This window comes from Streptomyces sp. NPDC102270, from assembly GCF_044766405.1.
In the GTDB taxonomy this organism is placed as follows: Bacteria; Actinomycetota; Actinomycetes; order Streptomycetales; family Streptomycetaceae; genus Streptomyces.
Map to the genome: position 1 here is coordinate 18,775 of NZ_JBIWLX010000006.1, position 13,954 is coordinate 32,728.

Genomic DNA, 13,954 nt, shown 5'->3' on the forward strand with positions numbered 1-13,954 from the left:
GGCTGCCCGCGTCACTGAGAGCCGCGGAACTCCGGCCCCTCCACGATCAGTCCGGCCACCAGCGCACCTGACATCCCGGCGTGGGCGAGGCCGCCGCCGGGATGCGACCAGCCGCCGACCGTGAACAGGCCAGGTATCGCCGTGCTGTTGGACGGATGCAGGATGCCGTCGCCGCCGGCCAGCGAGGGCGGGGGGACGGCGCCGCCCTCGGCCCCTGTCTCCCGCTCGGTGTGCAGCGGCGTCCGCACCTCGCGCCACAGGATCCGCTCGCGCAAGCCGGGAATCGCCCGCTCGGCGGCGGCGACCATCCGGTCCGCGAAGGTCTCGACGACCCCCGGTGTGACCCAGTCGTATCCACGGCCGCAGGGCACGGTCGCCGTCAGCACGACGGACTCGTGGTCCGCGTCGGGGCGCAGCGCGGGGTCGTCCGGCCGGTCGATCCGGACCGTGGGGTCGGGCATCTCCCCGTGGGCGAACAGGTCCAGCTTGTCCTCCGGATCGGGGCCGTACACCACCGTGCGGTGCGCGGCGTCCGGCTCGCGCGCGCCGCGCAGAGCGAGACACACCACGAACCGGCCCGGGTGCAGGTCCTCGGCGCCGGGAAGGACGCCCTCGCCGCCGTAGAGCTCGCGACCCGGTACGAGCGCGCGCAGCCGCCAAGGTCCGGTGCCGACGACGGTGTCCGCCTCCTCGACCGTCCCGTCGGCGAACTCCAGCCCGACCGCGCGACCGTCCTTCTCCAGGACGCCCGTCACCTCGGCGCCGAAGCGGAACTCGACCTTGCGCTGGACGCACCGCTCGTACACCGCACGCGCCAACTCCCTTACGCCGCCCCGGACATACCAGGTCCCGAAGGCGTGCTCCACGTACGGCAGGACGGCCGCGCTCGCCGGAGCGGAACCGGGGTCGAGGCCGTACGCGAGCGCGTGGCCGTACAGCAGGGCCGCGAGACGGGGGTCCCGCAGCTCCCAGGCGCCGATCTGGGCCAGGGTGCAGGCCCGGCGGGTGCGCAGCAGCCGCTTGTGCGGCACCGCGGGGTAGGGCTCACGCTGCAGCACCTGCCAGTTGGGCCACAGGGGCTCCTCCAGGAGCGGCCTGCGGGTGCGGTCCCAGGCCTCGCGGGCCCGGATGAGGAAGTCGCCCCAGCGTGCGCCCGCGCCCGCGCCGAGGGCCTCGTCCAGTGCGGTGACCACTCCCGCGCGCGAGGCGTTGGGCAGGGACACCTCGGTGCCGTCCGTGAAGACGTGCCGTGACGACGGGTCGACCTGGACCAGCTCGACGACCGACTCCAGTGGCTCCTTGCCGGTCTTGATGAACAGATCGCGGTAGACAGCGGGAAGGGTGAGCAGCCCCGGCCCGGTGTCGAACCCGAACCCGTCCCGCTCGAACCGGCGCACCGCCCCGCCGTACGTCTCCGTACGCTCGTACACCGCCACCCGGTGGCCCGCGACGGCCAGCCGGGCAGCAGCCGCCATCGCGCCCATCCCGGCGCCGATCACCGCAATCCGTGCCATGCCTGCGACTTTATCGGCCGCCACTGACACTCCCCGGCCGCGGGCCGCGGTTACGGGCAGGTCGGACCGCCTTGCACGCGCCAGTCTGCCGTTCCCCTCCGGGCCACGCCCCACCGGGCGACCGGCCAAGGCCTCGCCCGCCTCGGTGCAGGTGCGCAGACCGGGTCGGGGGGCGGGAGGCGCGGTTCCGCGGGTGGTGCGAGCCGGGGACGGGGAGGCCTGGGCACGGCCCCGCAGGGGGTTGGCTCGGCGGTGGCCTCGCGGGTGCGGCAGGCGGAGGCGAAGTCGTTTCGCCTGCCGAAGGCGTCGGTCCGGTGGTCGGCTCGGCGGTGGTACTCGCGGTGTGCGGCAGGCGGAAGTCGGGTCGTTCCGGCCGTCTACGGCGTCAGGCCGGTGGCCGGGCCTGCTGGGTCGCCAGGCGTCTCTCCTCCCGTCGCCGGGCCCTGCGGCGGCGGAATCTCCGGATGCGGGAGATCAGGAAGACCAGCACCACCAGTCCGGTCGTCAGCAGGACGCCCGCGATGATCGCCGCCGCCTCCGGGTGGAACATCGCGAAGGCGACGATGCCGCCGACGCCGAGATCCTCCGCCAGGCTCAGGACGATGTTGCTGAAGGGCTCCGGGGAGGCGTTCACCGCCATGCGGGTGCCCGCCTTGACCGTGTGGCTCGCCAGCGCCGTCGAACCGCCCACCAGGCCCGCGACCACGTCGTTGAGCGAACCGCTCTGCCCCGCGAGCAACGCCCCGACCCAGGCGCCGGCGACCGGCCGGACCACGGTGTGTACGGAGTCCCACGCCGAGTCGACGTACGGGATCTTGTCCGCCACCGCCTCGCACAGGAACAACACGCCTGCCACGACGAGGACTTCGGGGCGCTGAAGGGTCTCGGGGACGTCGTCGCTCAGCCCCGTCGCGCCGAACACGCCGAGCAGCAGCACCACCGCGTACGCGTTGACGCCGCTGGCCCAGCCGCTCGTGAACACCAAAGGGAGTACCGACACGGACGCGATCGTAGCCAGTCGGCCACGGGCCGTCCTGGGGGTGAGTGCGCAGGACTGAGTATCCGTACCCAGGGGCGGAGATGAGTACGCGCGCGGATGGGCCTCGACCTGCCTGAACGGGAGAGTGGAGGCACGGCGAAGGGGAACGGCTCCGGCACCGGCGACACGGGGCGCCGGAACGGAGCCGCCCCGGACCCGCTCCTTCCGTCGGCCGAGGCCGGCGGGAGCGAGGCACGGGGGAACCCGGAAAGCGGGGGAACGACCGAACGGGGGCCCAACGGGGGGACGGGGGATCGGGGGAGTGCGGGGGAGCAAGGGAAGGCGCCGGTTCGAGGTGGCCCGCGGGGGACGCGGCCACAGCGGACCGGCGCTTTCGCATGTCAGCCCGGTGTCATCCCCTGCGCCCGCTCACCCGCCCCTGCAACAGCCGCGACAGCGCCGCGTGCACGTCGTCCAGGGAGCGCTCGGGCTGGAAGGACTGCCAGTCCAGGGCGGCCACCAGGACCATGCCGACCAGGGCGGAGGCGGTCAGCGAGACGTCGATCTCGTCGCTGAACTCGCCGTTCTCCACACCCTCGCGCAGCACGTCCTCCACGACCGCCACGGCCTGCTGACGGACCACCATGAGCGTGGACTGCCAGGTCCGGTTGGTGCGCCACAGCTCGGCCACGTACAGCTGGGTGAAGGCCGGGTAGCGGTCGATGAAGACGAGGCCCGCGCGGATCATCGCGTCCAGGGCGTCCACCTTGCCGCCCCCCGCGCGTGCCGTCGCTTCCGCCGCCTCCCGCAACGAGGCGGTGAGCAGGCCCACACCGTGCCGCAGCAGCTCCTCGAAGAGGACGGACTTGCTCGCGAAGTTGTAGTAGACCGTGCCCTTCGCGACCCCGGCGCGCTCGGCGATCTCGTCGACCGTGGTGGCGGAGAAGCCCTGCTCGGCTATGAGCGTGACGGCCGCCTCGTAGAGCTTCTGCCGGGTGGCCTCGCGGCGTGTGCTGACGCCCGCCGGGGCGCTGCTGCTTTCCATGGTCCTGATTCTCACAGGTGAGGGGGCACCCGAGGTCGCGGAAGGGCTCACAGGGTCAGCTCCGGGTGCAGTCGGTCCAGCGTCCATACCTGCCGGCGACGCGCCGAGACGGCGGTCAGCGCGAGGGCGCCCGCGGTGAAGGCGAGGAGCACCACGCACGCGTGCCACACCGGAGTGAGACCGCCGCCCGTGATGAGCCTTCTGAGGGCCTCGACGACATAGCTCATCGGAAGGAAGGGGTGGATCGCGTTGAAGAAGCCCGGGCTGGTCTGGACGGGGTAGGTGCCGCCCGCGGACGTCAGCTGGAGCATCAGGAGGGCCAGGACCAGGATCCGGCCCGCGGCACCGAAGCGGGCGTTGAGCCATTGGACGATCGCCGCGAAGCAGGCCGTCACCAAGAACAGGAAGCCCACCGTCCCGGCGGCCCGCGCCATCTGGAGGCCGATCGCCCAGTGCAGCACCGACATCAGGGCCACGACCTGCAGCACCCCGATCGCCACCACGGGCAGCCATCCCGCCAGCGCGATCCGCCAGGCCGCGGCACCGGCGGCGAGAGCACGCCGGTTCATCGGCGTGATGAGCATGTACGCCACCATCGCGCCCACCCACAGGGACAGCGGGATGAAGTACGGGGCGAACCCGGTGCCGTAGTTCGGTGCCTTGTGCAGGTCCTTGGAGACCAGCTGGACCGGGTCGGCCATCACGCCGGTGCGCCGGTCGCGGTCCTTCTTGTCGTAGTCGGGGATCTGCGAGGCACCGTCGTGCAGCCCGTCGGAGAGCTTCCCGGAGCCGTCGGCGAGCTTGTACATGCCGCCGCTGAGGGTGTCGGCCCCGGTCTTGAGCCTGCCGACGCCCTCGTCCAGGTCCTGTGCGCCGGTCCGCGCGGTGCCGAGGCCCGAGTGGAGCGTCCTGGCGCCGGCGGCGACCTTGCCCGCGCCCCGGTTCAGCTGGTTGATCTTCGCAACGGCGTCGTCCAGGTCCTCGGAGAGGCGGGGCGCCCGGTCGGCGAGGGTCCGGGCCTGCTGCTGGAGGGTGGCGAGTTGGCCGTCGAGCTTCTTCAGGTCGCCGTTCTGGTCGGCGACGAGGACGTTGACGTCGTCGGCGACCTTCGCCACGTCCGCGGCGGCCTGCCTGGCCTTCTTCAGGTCGGCACAGTCGGGGTCCGGCAGGACCGGGTCCGTGCAGCGCGCCTTGTAGACGGCGTTCAGTGCGTCGACAGCCTTGTGTGCTCCGCCGGCGGCCGCCGGGGCGGTCCTGACCAGCGTGTCGAGGTTGCGGCGGACGGCCACGGCCGAGTCGGCGACGAGCCGGGCGGTATCGCCGATGCTCTTCTCGTTGCCCTTGAGGAAGGGACCCACCTTGTCCGCGACCCCGTTGACCTTGTCGGCGAGGCTCTGAGTGCCGTCGGCGACCTGCCGGGCGCCGTCCGCGAGGTCGCCCGAGCCCGTGTCGAGCTTCGCCAGCCCGTCGGAGAGCTTGCCGCTGCCGGCCTTGGCCTCCCGCAGGCCCGAGGCGAGGTCCTCGGAGCCCTTCTCTGCCTTGCCGATGCCCCCCTCCAGGTCGTCGGCCCCGTTGGCGGCCTTCACCGTGGCGCCGTGGATGTCGGAGAAGGAGATGAAGATCCGGTCCAGGAAGGACCGCGACGCCTTCGTGGACGCGGCCTGGCGCACCTCGGCGAAGACCGTCCGCGAGATCTGCCCGACGATGTAGTTGTTGGAGTCGTTCGTACGGACCTGGAGGGCGCCGGTCTCGGGGGAGTCGCCCGCGCTGGAGGCGATCCGCCGGCTGAAGTCGGCCGGCATGGTGAGCGACAGGTAATAGGTGCCGTTCTCGACGCCCTTTCGCGCCTCGGCGGCGCCGACCTCGTGCCAGTCGAAGGTGTCGCTCTCGCGCAGTCCCTCGGTGAGGTCGTCGCCCGCGGTCAGCTTCTTCCCGTCGGCGGTGGCGCCCTTGTCGTCGTTCACGAGGGCGACGGGGATGCGGTCCAGGCGGCCGTAGGGGTCCCAGAAGGACCACAGGTACAGGGCGCCGTACAGCAGGGGCAGCACCAGCAGGGCCACCAGGGCGGCGCGCGGCAGCTTCCCTCTGCCGAAGCGGCGCAGCTCAAGCGCGGCCAGTCTCGGCGAGCGCATCGGTCATCTCCTCACTGGTCTCGTCCCTCACGGCTTCCGGCCGCGTGGACACCGTCACGGCGTCCTCAGGGGCCTCGCTGCACACCGCCACGACCGTCGTCCCGGCCGCGGCGAGGGACCTGAGGAGCGCCCAGGCCTCGGCGCGTTCGGCGTCCGACAGCTTCAGGTCCAGGTCGTCGACGGCGAGCAGCCGCGGACGGCCGATCAGCGCCAGGGCGATCGACAGCCGCAGGGCTTCCAGACGTTCCAGATCGCGTACGGCGGTCCGCGCGCCCTTCGGCAGCGCTGGGAGGTCGAGCCCGGCGGCCGCCGGCGCGGTGTCGATCCGCAGCTTCGCCTCGGCCGTACGCTCCGCGCGGGGTCGCAGCAGGGCGCGCACCGAGTCGCCGAACCGGCGCTGCAGCAGCGTCCGTTCGCGCAGGTGCTCCCCGACGGTCAGGGCCGGGTCGAGGTCGGTGACCCCGGCGACGTTCGCCGGCGCGCTGAACCGGCGCACCGCCGCGAGCTGCTTCGGCAGCCGTGCCCCGCCCACGGTCGCCGTGCCCTCGGTGGCCTTCATCCGCCCGGTGAGCGCCAGCAGCAGGCTCGTACGACCGGACCCCGAGGGCCCCTCCACGGCGATCAACGCGCCGGGCTCCGCGGCGAGGTCGACCCCGCGGAACGCCCAGCCGCGAGGCCCCTTCAGACCGAGACCCTCGGCCGTGACAGCGACTCCGTCCACGGCCACCCCCTGATCTTCTTGAATCGAGAACTTTTTGAACTGACTGGTCAGTGCAAAAAGTAACCCGAACCTTCGATCGAAGCAAAAGCCCAGGTCAGAACGGATTGTCAGTGGCATACCTCACGATGGGCACATACGGCACTCCGTAGCGCGAGATGCCGGCAACCAGACGACAGGAGGATCGTCATGGCCAGCTACCACGCAGCCGCCGCCCGTCGGCGCCGCGCCACCGGCCCTGCCCCCTCACTGACCGGCCCGGCGAGCGACGTACACCCCGTGCTGCGCCGGGCGACGGCCCCGCCCGCCGCCCTCGACCTGCTCGCCCAGGCCCGCGCGGGCCTCGACGAGGCTTCGGCACTGGAGACGCCGAACGAGCGCTATGCGACGGCCCATCTCGCCGCCCTGCGCACCGCGGCCGCCGTGCTCGCCGCCCGGGGGCGTCCGGAACCGACGCCCCGACGCCGCGCCAAGATACGGAGCGCCTGGGAAGTGCTCCCCGAGATAGCGCCCGAGCTCGCGGAGTGGAGCGCGCTGTTCGCCTCCGGGGCCCGGCGCCGTGCCCGGGCCGAGGCGGGCATCCAGGGCGCGGCCAGCCGCCGGGACGCGGACGACCTCATACGCGACGTGGCGATGTTCCTGCGCCTCGTCGAGCGGATGCTGGTGCTCCAGCCGGTCCTGCCGCAGCCACGCCAGGACGCCGAGGGGTCACAGGAGAGCGGCCACGGCACCGACCGTGACTTTCCGGACGCCGGGTGACCGGCGCGCGGCGCCACGGACCACCGGGGCCCACCAGGGTCCGCCGTACGAGACGGGCAACCGGGCACGGCACCACAGTGACCAGGTGGGGTACCGGAGGCAATAGGGTGGAAGGCGCCTGAAGCCTTCACATCCGCGCCGAGGAGTCAACTGCCGTGTCGGACCCGCTGCGACCCCGCGCCTCCCTCCGTACCGCCGTGGTCTGGGAGGTCCTCCAGGACGCCCTCGACCGCCGGGTCAAGGCCACGGGTCGCCAGGCGCTGGACGTCCTCGACACCGGAGGCGGCAGCGGCAACTTCGCGGTGCCCGTCGCCCGTCTCGGCCACCAGGTCACCGTCGTCGACCCCAGCCCCAACGCGCTGTTCGCCCTGGAGCGCCGGGCCGCCGAGGCCGGTGTCGCCGACCGGGTGCGGGGCGTCCAGGGCGACGCCCACGGCCTCTTCGACGTGGCCGAGCGCGGCGGCTACGACGTGGTGCTGTGCCACGGCGTCCTGGAGTACGTGGACGACCCGGCCGAGGGCGTGCGCAACGTGGTGGCAGCCCTGCGCCCCGAGGGCGTCCTCAGCCTGCTCGCCGCCGGACTCGGCGGCGCCGTGCTCGCGCGGGCCCTCGCCGGCCACTTCAAGGAGGCCCGGCAGGCGCTCGACGACCCGAACGGCCGCTGGGGCGACGGCGACCCCGTGCCGCGCCGCTTCACCGCCGACCAGCTCACCGCGCTCGTCGAGGGCGTCGGCCTCACCGTGGGCGCCGTGCACGGTGTGCGGGTCTTCGCCGACCTCGTCCCCGGCGTGCTGGTGGACACCGAACCCGGTGCCCTGGAAGCCCTCCTGAAGCTGGAGGAGGCGGCGGCCGAACTCCCCGCCTTCCACTCCGTGGCCACCCAGCTCCATGTGCTCGGTGAGACGCGGGAGGCCGCCGAGGCCTGAGCCGCCCCCTGTGCCGGAGTGCTGATCAGGTACTTGATGGTGCATGGAGTACGCCACAGGCCCCCCGATCGCGCCCGCAGCGCCGTATGATCGAGGGAGACCGCCCGGCATGACGGGACGGCCGCTGGGGAATGACAAGATTCAGCAGCCGGAGCGTTCATGACGGAATCCGGTTGGCCAATTGGCGCAGAGGGGCGGGTTTCACGGGGGCGATTCCCTGCCTATCCTGAAGGGACCCCCCGAGTCGCCCCGGCGACTGCACGATGAGGAGGACTCCGTGCCGCTCTCGGAGCACGAGCAGCGCATGCTCGAGCAGATGGAGCGAGCGCTGTACGCCGAAGATCCCAAGTTCGCGTCGGCGCTCGAGGGAAGCGGGCTGCGTACGTACACCCGGCGGCGGGTCTACCAGGCGGTCGCCGGCTTCCTCGTGGGTATCGCGCTCCTCATGGCCGGTATGGTCGCCAAGCAGGTGTGGCTCAGCGTGGTGGGGTTTCTCGTCATGCTGGGGTGCGCGGTGCTCGCGGTGACCGGCTGGCGCAAGGCCCCCAAGCCGGGCGAGCAGCCCGCTGCCGGTGCCCCGCACGCCCGTCGTCAGGGACGCCAGAAGCGCTCGATGATGGACCGGATCGAGCAGCGCTGGCAGCGCCGCCGCGACGAACAGGGCGGCCAGTAGCCGGCCCCCCGCCCACCGCGGTCGCCACGAGCCGCTCTCACAGACGTTCTGAGGGGGTGAGCACCCAGCCGGGTGCTCACCCCCTCCCGCATGTCTCCGAGCTGTCCGCCAGGCGTCCCCGCCCGTGCAGGCACTCATCCCTGGCAGCACAGTGCCCGGGCCTTCGAGAGGCCCGGGCCACCGTCGTCCGCCGCCCTGCGGGGCGGCTCTTCCAGCCTTCCCGACTCAGCCTCCCTGACCGGACGGTTTGCGCAGGGTCGGCCGGGCCGCCGCCGCGCGTGTCCTGACCCTTGCCCACCACTCCGAGACCGCCCACACCACCCTCGCGGTAGAACGCGGGGCGATCAGCGCACGCGCCCGCGTGCCCCGGCCCACCGAGCCGCGCAGTCCGCCGATCACCCGATGGACGTCCTGCGCGAGGCCGGCCGTCAGCCGGGGATGCGGGGCGTAGAGCACCTGCTCCACGGCGTCCGCCACCCGGTGCACCGAGGCCGCGGCCGTCGGATCGAGATGCCCCAGCCGGACCATCCGTGCGGCCGCCTTGCGTGGCGTCTGCGAGTCGTCCGGCGGGATCCCGAAGTCCCACGCCGTGTCGGTCAGCTCCTGCCAGGCCGCCAGGGTGTGCGCGGCAGCGCCCTCGTCACTGCGGCCGTGCCCGCCCAGACGCACCGAACGGGTACGCAGCCGCCACAGCATCGGCGCCAGGGGAATCAACAGCACGCCCAGCCCGACGAGCACCCAGAACAGCAGCTTCAGATACCACCACGGGCCCTGTACGGCCCACCAGGGGCCGCCGCCGTCCGCGGCCGCCGCTGCCGCCGGGGAGGCGCTGTCGCACGCCTCCAGCTTCCGCAGCTGGGCCGAGCAGCTCTCGCTCGCCGAGGGCGAGGCCGACGGCGCCGTGGACGACCCGGCGGACGGCCGCGCCACGCCGGGGTCCACGCTGCCGGTGGCGTCCGGGATGGTGTACGACGGCACCGTGCCCCGGGTCGGGGTGGGCTCGAAGCGGGTCCATCCCACGCCCTCGAAGTACAGCTCGGGCCAGGCGTGGGCGTCCTTGAGCCCCACCGACACCGAGCCGTCCGCCTGCGGGGTGCCGGGCGCGAAGCCCACCGCGACCCGGGCCGGAATGCCCAGGGAGCGGGCCATCGCCGCCATGGCGAAGGAGAAGTGGACGCAGAAGCCCTGCTTGTCCCGCAGGAAGTTGGCGATCGCGTTGGGCCCGTCGCCGACCTCCACCTGGGTGTCGTACTCGAAGCCCCCGGTCACCGCGAAGTAGTCCTGGAGGTCGACCGCCTGCTCATAGGGGTTCTTCGCGTCCGCCGTGACCTCGCGGGCGGTCCTGGCCACCACCGCCGGCACCGAGTCGGGCAGGTCGGTGTACTCACGCTCGATGACCGGGGGAGCGGCCGGTGCCGCGGCGAGCTGCTCGGCCGTCGGCTGGACGTCCAGGCTCTTCACCTCGTACGTCAGCCCGCGCGTGTTCTGTCCGTGGTCGCCGACGAGCGCCATGCCCTCCGGTTCGTAGCGCCAGTTGCCGCGGACCTGGACGCCACTGGGCGGGTAGGGCATGGGCAGATAGCTCTGCTCGTACCAGTTCGCCGCCGAGATGCTCGTCTTGAGCTCCGTGCGCCTGACGTCGGAGCCGAGGCCGATCGGGAGGGGGAAGTCCTTCGGTACGGCGCCGATGGACCGCTTGGACGGCTTCCAGGTCCGGCCGTCGAAGTCGTCCAGGGAGACGATCCGCAGATACAGGTCGGAGGTGTCGTTGCTCTGGGTCCGCACGGAGAGCACCTGGCGGTCCTCGTCCACGTTCAGGCTGTCGCGCAGCGAGAGCAGGGGGTTCACCGCGGAGATCGTGCCCCCGCTGCCGCTTCCGGCGCCCACGCCCGCCCCGGTGGCGTCCAGGAGGCCGCCGTTCATCGAGGGCAGGGTGGCCGACACCACGAGGGCGATGCCGAGGCTCGCCACGCCGATCCGCCGGCCGGTGCGCACCGGCGCGACCGGCCCGGAGTCGGCGCCCGGGGAGCGTGATGCCCCGCCGAAGACACGGCCCCACTGCGAGAGCCGCTCGCGCCCCTCGGCCAGGAGCAGCAGCAGATAGCCGATCGCCGCGATGAGGAACCAGAACCAGTCGCCGTGGCCTTCGGACAGCCCCGCGGCGACGGAGTACAGCGCGAGCAGCGGCAGGCCCGCCGGGGCCGCACTGCGGAAGGTCACCGCGAGGGTGTCCACCACGAGCCCGACGATCAGGACACCGCCGAAGACCATCAGCTTGATGCCCTCGGACGCCAGCGGCGCCGGGATCGCGTACCGCGCGATGTCGTCGCCGCCCTGCTGCAGCAGGTCCCCGAAGTGCAGGAAGGCGCCCGGGCCCGGGACCAGCCCCAGGAAGGCCCGGTCGCGGGCGAAGATCAGGGTCAGCATGAACAGCGTGACGAGCGCCTGGGCGGCCACCGTCAGCGGACGGGCCAGCGGGATCCGCCGGGCCACCGCGCCCACGACCGTCTGCACCCCGAGCAGGAAGGCGGCCTGCACGATCCAGGTGACCGGCTCGAGCAGCGGCAGCAGGGCGCACGCGGCCATCAGCGTGGCCGCCCACGCGCACAGCGCCAGTCGTGCCCGCCCGCTCATCACGATGCCTCCCCGGCCCCGGCCCCGGCCGCACCGACGCCCGTGCGCTCACGGTCCGCGAGCCGCCACAGCTCCTCCAGCGAGGCGCCCCGCGGCACGCCCACCGCCGTCCAGCCCGCCTCGCGCAGCATCCGAAGCCGCGCCTCGCGCTCGTCCAACGGCGCGGACACATCGGTGGGTTCCCGCACCCAGCCCTCGCTGTCGAGCACGAACGCGAGCGCGCCCCCGCTGCGCTGACGCATCTTGGCGACGACCGTGGCCTGCTCCTCGTCGAGGTCGCCGAAGAAGGCCACCAGCAGTCCTTCGTTCCCGCGGCGCAGCACCTCGTAGGCGCGCGACAGGCCGGTGTCGTCGGAGTGGTCGATCACGGCGAGGGTGTCCATCATCAGCCCGGCCGCGTCCGCGGTCCCCTGGCTCGCGCCCGCGAAGCCGTCGGCGCCCTCGCCGGGCACGGAGTTGCCGGTGTCCGTGAGCAGCCGTACCGAAAAGCCCCGCTCGAGCATGTGGACCAGGACGGAGGCGGCGCCCGAGACGGCCCACTCGAAGGCCGAGTCGGGGCCGGCGCCCGCGAAGGCGAGGCCCCGGGTGTCCAGGAGCACCGTGCAGCGGGCTCGCTGGGGCTGCTCCTCGCGGCGGACCATGAGCTCGCCGTAGCGGGCGGTGGAACGCCAGTGCACCCGGCGCAGGTCGTCGCCGTAGCGGTAGCCGCGCGGGATCACGTCGTCCTCGCCGGCCAGGGCGAGCGAGCGCTGCCGTCCGTCGCCGTACCCCTTGGCCTCACCGCTCAGCCGCACCGGCGGCAGCGGCTCCACGCGCGGGATCACGGTCAGGGTGTCGTACGTCGAGAAGGAGCGGGTCAGCTCGCACATGCCGAACGGGTCGGTCAGGCGCAGTTGGAGCGGGCCCAGCGGGTAGCGGCCGCGCAGGTCGGAGCGGACCCGGTAGGAGACCTCGCGGCGGCCGCCCGGCTCGACGCGGTCGAGCACGAAGCGGGGGCGCGGACCGAGGACGTAGGGGACCCGGTCCTGGAGCATCAGCAGGCCGGTGGGCAGGCGCGAGACGTTGTCCATCCGCAGATGGACGCGGGCCTCGCTGCCGGCGGGCACGCGCGCGGGGGAGAGCCTGCGGCTGCCCGCGACGCGGTAGCGGGTGCGGTAGAGCACGGTGGCGCAGACCAGCGGCAGTACGGCCAGCAGCAGGCCGACCCGCAGCAGATCACTCTGGCCGAGGACATAGGCGCAGATGGCCGCGGCGATACCGGCGGCGAAGAAGGAGCGGCCCCGGGTGGTCAGCCCTGTCAGTGCCGTGCGGACCCCGCCCTGGTCGCCCCGGTCGGTCTCGGGGCCGCCGGCCGAGGGCACCCCGGTGGACATCACAGGCTCCGCGGCGGCTGCTGCGGATACGCGGGCGCCCTGCGGCCGACTCCGAGACCGCCCTGCTGGGGAGCGGCGGCGGGGACCGGGATGCGCTGGAGGATCTCCTGCACGACCTGCTCCGAGGTGCGCCGGTTCAGCTGGGCCTGGGCGGTGGGCAGCAGACGGTGGGCGAGGACGGCCACGGCGAGCGCCTGGACGTCGTCCGGCAGCGCGAACTCGCGGCCGCTGAGGGCGGCGGAGGCCTTGGCGGCGCGCAGCAGGTGCAACGTCGCGCGCGGGGAGGCGCCGAGTCTGAGATCGGGGTGGGTGCGCGTGGCGGCGACCAGGTCGACGGCGTACCGCCGGACCGTTTCGGCGACGTGGACGCCGCGGACGGCCTCGATGAGCTTCACGATGTCGTGCGCGTGGGCCACCGGCTGGAGGTCCTCCAGAGGGCTCACTCCGCCGTGGATGTCGAGCATCTTCAGCTCGGCCTCCACACTGGGGTAGCCCACCGAGACCCGGGCCATGAAGCGGTCGCGCTGCGCCTCGGGCAGCGGGTAGGTGCCCTCCATCTCGACCGGGTTCTGCGTGGCGACCACCATGAAGGGACTGGGCAGCTCATAGGTCTGCCCGTCGATGGTGACCTGGCGCTCCTCCATCGACTCCAGGAGCGCGGACTGGGTCTTCGGCGAGGCGCGGTTGATCTCGTCGCCGATCACGATCTGGGCGAAGATCGCGCCCGGTTTGAACTCGAAGTCCCGGCGCTGCTGGTCCCAGATGGACACGCCCGTGATGTCCGAGGGCAGCAGGTCGGGCGTGAACTGGATGCGGCGCACCGAGCAGTCGATGGACCGCGCCAGCGCTTTGGCCAGCATGGTCTTGCCGACGCCGGGGACATCCTCGATCAGAAGATGTCCCTCGGCGAGCAGCACGGTCAGTGAAAGCCGTACGACCTCGGGCTTCCCCTCGATCACGCCCTCCACCGAACTGCGTACCCGCTCCACGACGGCGGTCAGATCAGTGAGGCTCGATCGATCGTCATAGGTGGTCACCCGGCCCTCCTCGGCCCGTACTTTCCGGGCCGACGCATATGACGCGCAACCGGCCCACCCCGAATCACGGACACCACGCGTGAAAAGTTCCGCGTGACGCCACACCCGCATTCTTGCTGCCGTTACCGATTCGTGTCACTCGACTGTGGACAACTGGCCGCACT

The 13,954-nt window shown here is 72.8% G+C and carries 11 protein-coding genes; 3 read left to right on the forward strand and 8 right to left on the reverse strand.

What is annotated here, in order from left to right; translation table 11 throughout:
• Positions 1-11 precede the first annotated feature (11 nt).
• From ACIRP7_RS12770 to ACIRP7_RS12790, 5 genes are all read right to left on the reverse strand, one after another.
• Complete coding sequence (locus ACIRP7_RS12770) at positions 12-1,514, reverse strand: phytoene desaturase family protein (RefSeq protein WP_403657216.1); 1,503 nt, start codon at positions 1,512-1,514, stop codon at positions 12-14.
• A gap of 385 nt (positions 1,515-1,899) precedes the next feature.
• Positions 1,900-2,514, reverse strand: a complete 615-nt coding sequence (locus ACIRP7_RS12775) for a DUF4126 domain-containing protein (protein ID WP_403657219.1) — start codon at positions 2,512-2,514, stop codon at positions 1,900-1,902.
• A gap of 391 nt (positions 2,515-2,905) precedes the next feature.
• Complete coding sequence (locus ACIRP7_RS12780) at positions 2,906-3,538, reverse strand: TetR/AcrR family transcriptional regulator (protein ID WP_403657222.1); 633 nt, start codon at positions 3,536-3,538, stop codon at positions 2,906-2,908.
• Positions 3,539-3,585: 47 nt separating this feature from the next.
• Positions 3,586-5,670, reverse strand: a complete 2,085-nt coding sequence (locus ACIRP7_RS12785) for a YhgE/Pip family protein (protein WP_403657225.1) — start codon at positions 5,668-5,670, stop codon at positions 3,586-3,588.
• On the reverse strand, positions 5,642-6,397 hold the full coding sequence (locus tag ACIRP7_RS12790) for an ATP-binding cassette domain-containing protein (protein ID WP_403657228.1): 756 nt from the start codon (positions 6,395-6,397) through the stop codon (positions 5,642-5,644). The genes ACIRP7_RS12785 and ACIRP7_RS12790 overlap by 29 nt, the downstream gene beginning before the upstream one ends.
• Positions 6,398-6,577: 180 nt before the next feature.
• Here ACIRP7_RS12790 and ACIRP7_RS12795 point away from each other — a divergent pair, with 180 nt between their 5' ends.
• The 3 genes from ACIRP7_RS12795 to ACIRP7_RS12805 all read left to right on the forward strand — a co-directional run bounded on the left by ACIRP7_RS12795 (position 6,578) and on the right by ACIRP7_RS12805 (position 8,746).
• The gene (locus tag ACIRP7_RS12795; RefSeq protein WP_403657230.1) at positions 6,578-7,147 is read left to right on the forward strand and encodes an SAV_6107 family HEPN domain-containing protein; all 570 of its coding nucleotides are present in this window, start codon (positions 6,578-6,580) and stop codon (positions 7,145-7,147) included.
• Positions 7,148-7,302: 155 nt separating this feature from the next.
• A complete protein-coding gene (locus tag ACIRP7_RS12800) occupies positions 7,303-8,073 on the forward strand; it encodes a methyltransferase (RefSeq protein WP_403657233.1) in 771 nt (256 codons plus the stop codon).
• Positions 8,074-8,350: 277 nt separating this feature from the next.
• On the forward strand, positions 8,351-8,746 hold the full coding sequence (locus ACIRP7_RS12805) for a DUF3040 domain-containing protein (protein WP_057618523.1): 396 nt from the start codon (positions 8,351-8,353) through the stop codon (positions 8,744-8,746).
• 225 nt (positions 8,747-8,971) lie between these two features.
• On the opposite strand, the gene ACIRP7_RS12810 is transcribed toward ACIRP7_RS12805, so the two are convergent.
• The 3 genes from ACIRP7_RS12810 to ACIRP7_RS12820 are packed head-to-tail and all read right to left on the reverse strand — an operon-like array spanning position 8,972 to position 13,790.
• Positions 8,972-11,380, reverse strand: a complete 2,409-nt coding sequence (locus tag ACIRP7_RS12810) for a DUF3488 and DUF4129 domain-containing transglutaminase family protein (protein ID WP_403657236.1) — start codon at positions 11,378-11,380, stop codon at positions 8,972-8,974.
• Complete coding sequence (locus ACIRP7_RS12815) at positions 11,380-12,753, reverse strand: DUF58 domain-containing protein (RefSeq protein ID WP_403657239.1); 1,374 nt, start codon at positions 12,751-12,753, stop codon at positions 11,380-11,382. The genes ACIRP7_RS12810 and ACIRP7_RS12815 overlap by 1 nt, the downstream gene beginning before the upstream one ends.
• Entirely contained in the window at positions 12,753-13,790 is a 1,038-nt protein-coding gene (locus ACIRP7_RS12820) for an AAA family ATPase (RefSeq protein ID WP_403657242.1), read from the reverse strand. The genes ACIRP7_RS12815 and ACIRP7_RS12820 overlap by 1 nt, the downstream gene beginning before the upstream one ends.
• Positions 13,791-13,954: the final 164 nt, after the last annotated feature.

Coding starts and splice junctions, on each gene's coding strand:
- ACIRP7_RS12770 (WP_403657216.1), bottom strand. CDS start 1,514: ATGGCACGGATTGCGGTGATCGGCGCCGGGATGGGCGCGATGGCGGCT.
- ACIRP7_RS12780 (WP_403657222.1), bottom strand. CDS start 3,538: ATGGAAAGCAGCAGCGCCCCGGCGGGCGTCAGCACACGCCGCGAGGCC.
- ACIRP7_RS12785 (WP_403657225.1), bottom strand. CDS start 5,670: ATGCGCTCGCCGAGACTGGCCGCGCTTGAGCTGCGCCGCTTCGGCAGA.
- ACIRP7_RS12795 (WP_403657230.1), top strand. CDS start 6,578: ATGGCCAGCTACCACGCAGCCGCCGCCCGTCGGCGCCGCGCCACCGGC.
- ACIRP7_RS12810 (WP_403657236.1), bottom strand. CDS start 11,380: ATGAGCGGGCGGGCACGACTGGCGCTGTGCGCGTGGGCGGCCACGCTG.
- ACIRP7_RS12815 (WP_403657239.1), bottom strand. CDS start 12,753: ATGTCCACCGGGGTGCCCTCGGCCGGCGGCCCCGAGACCGACCGGGGC.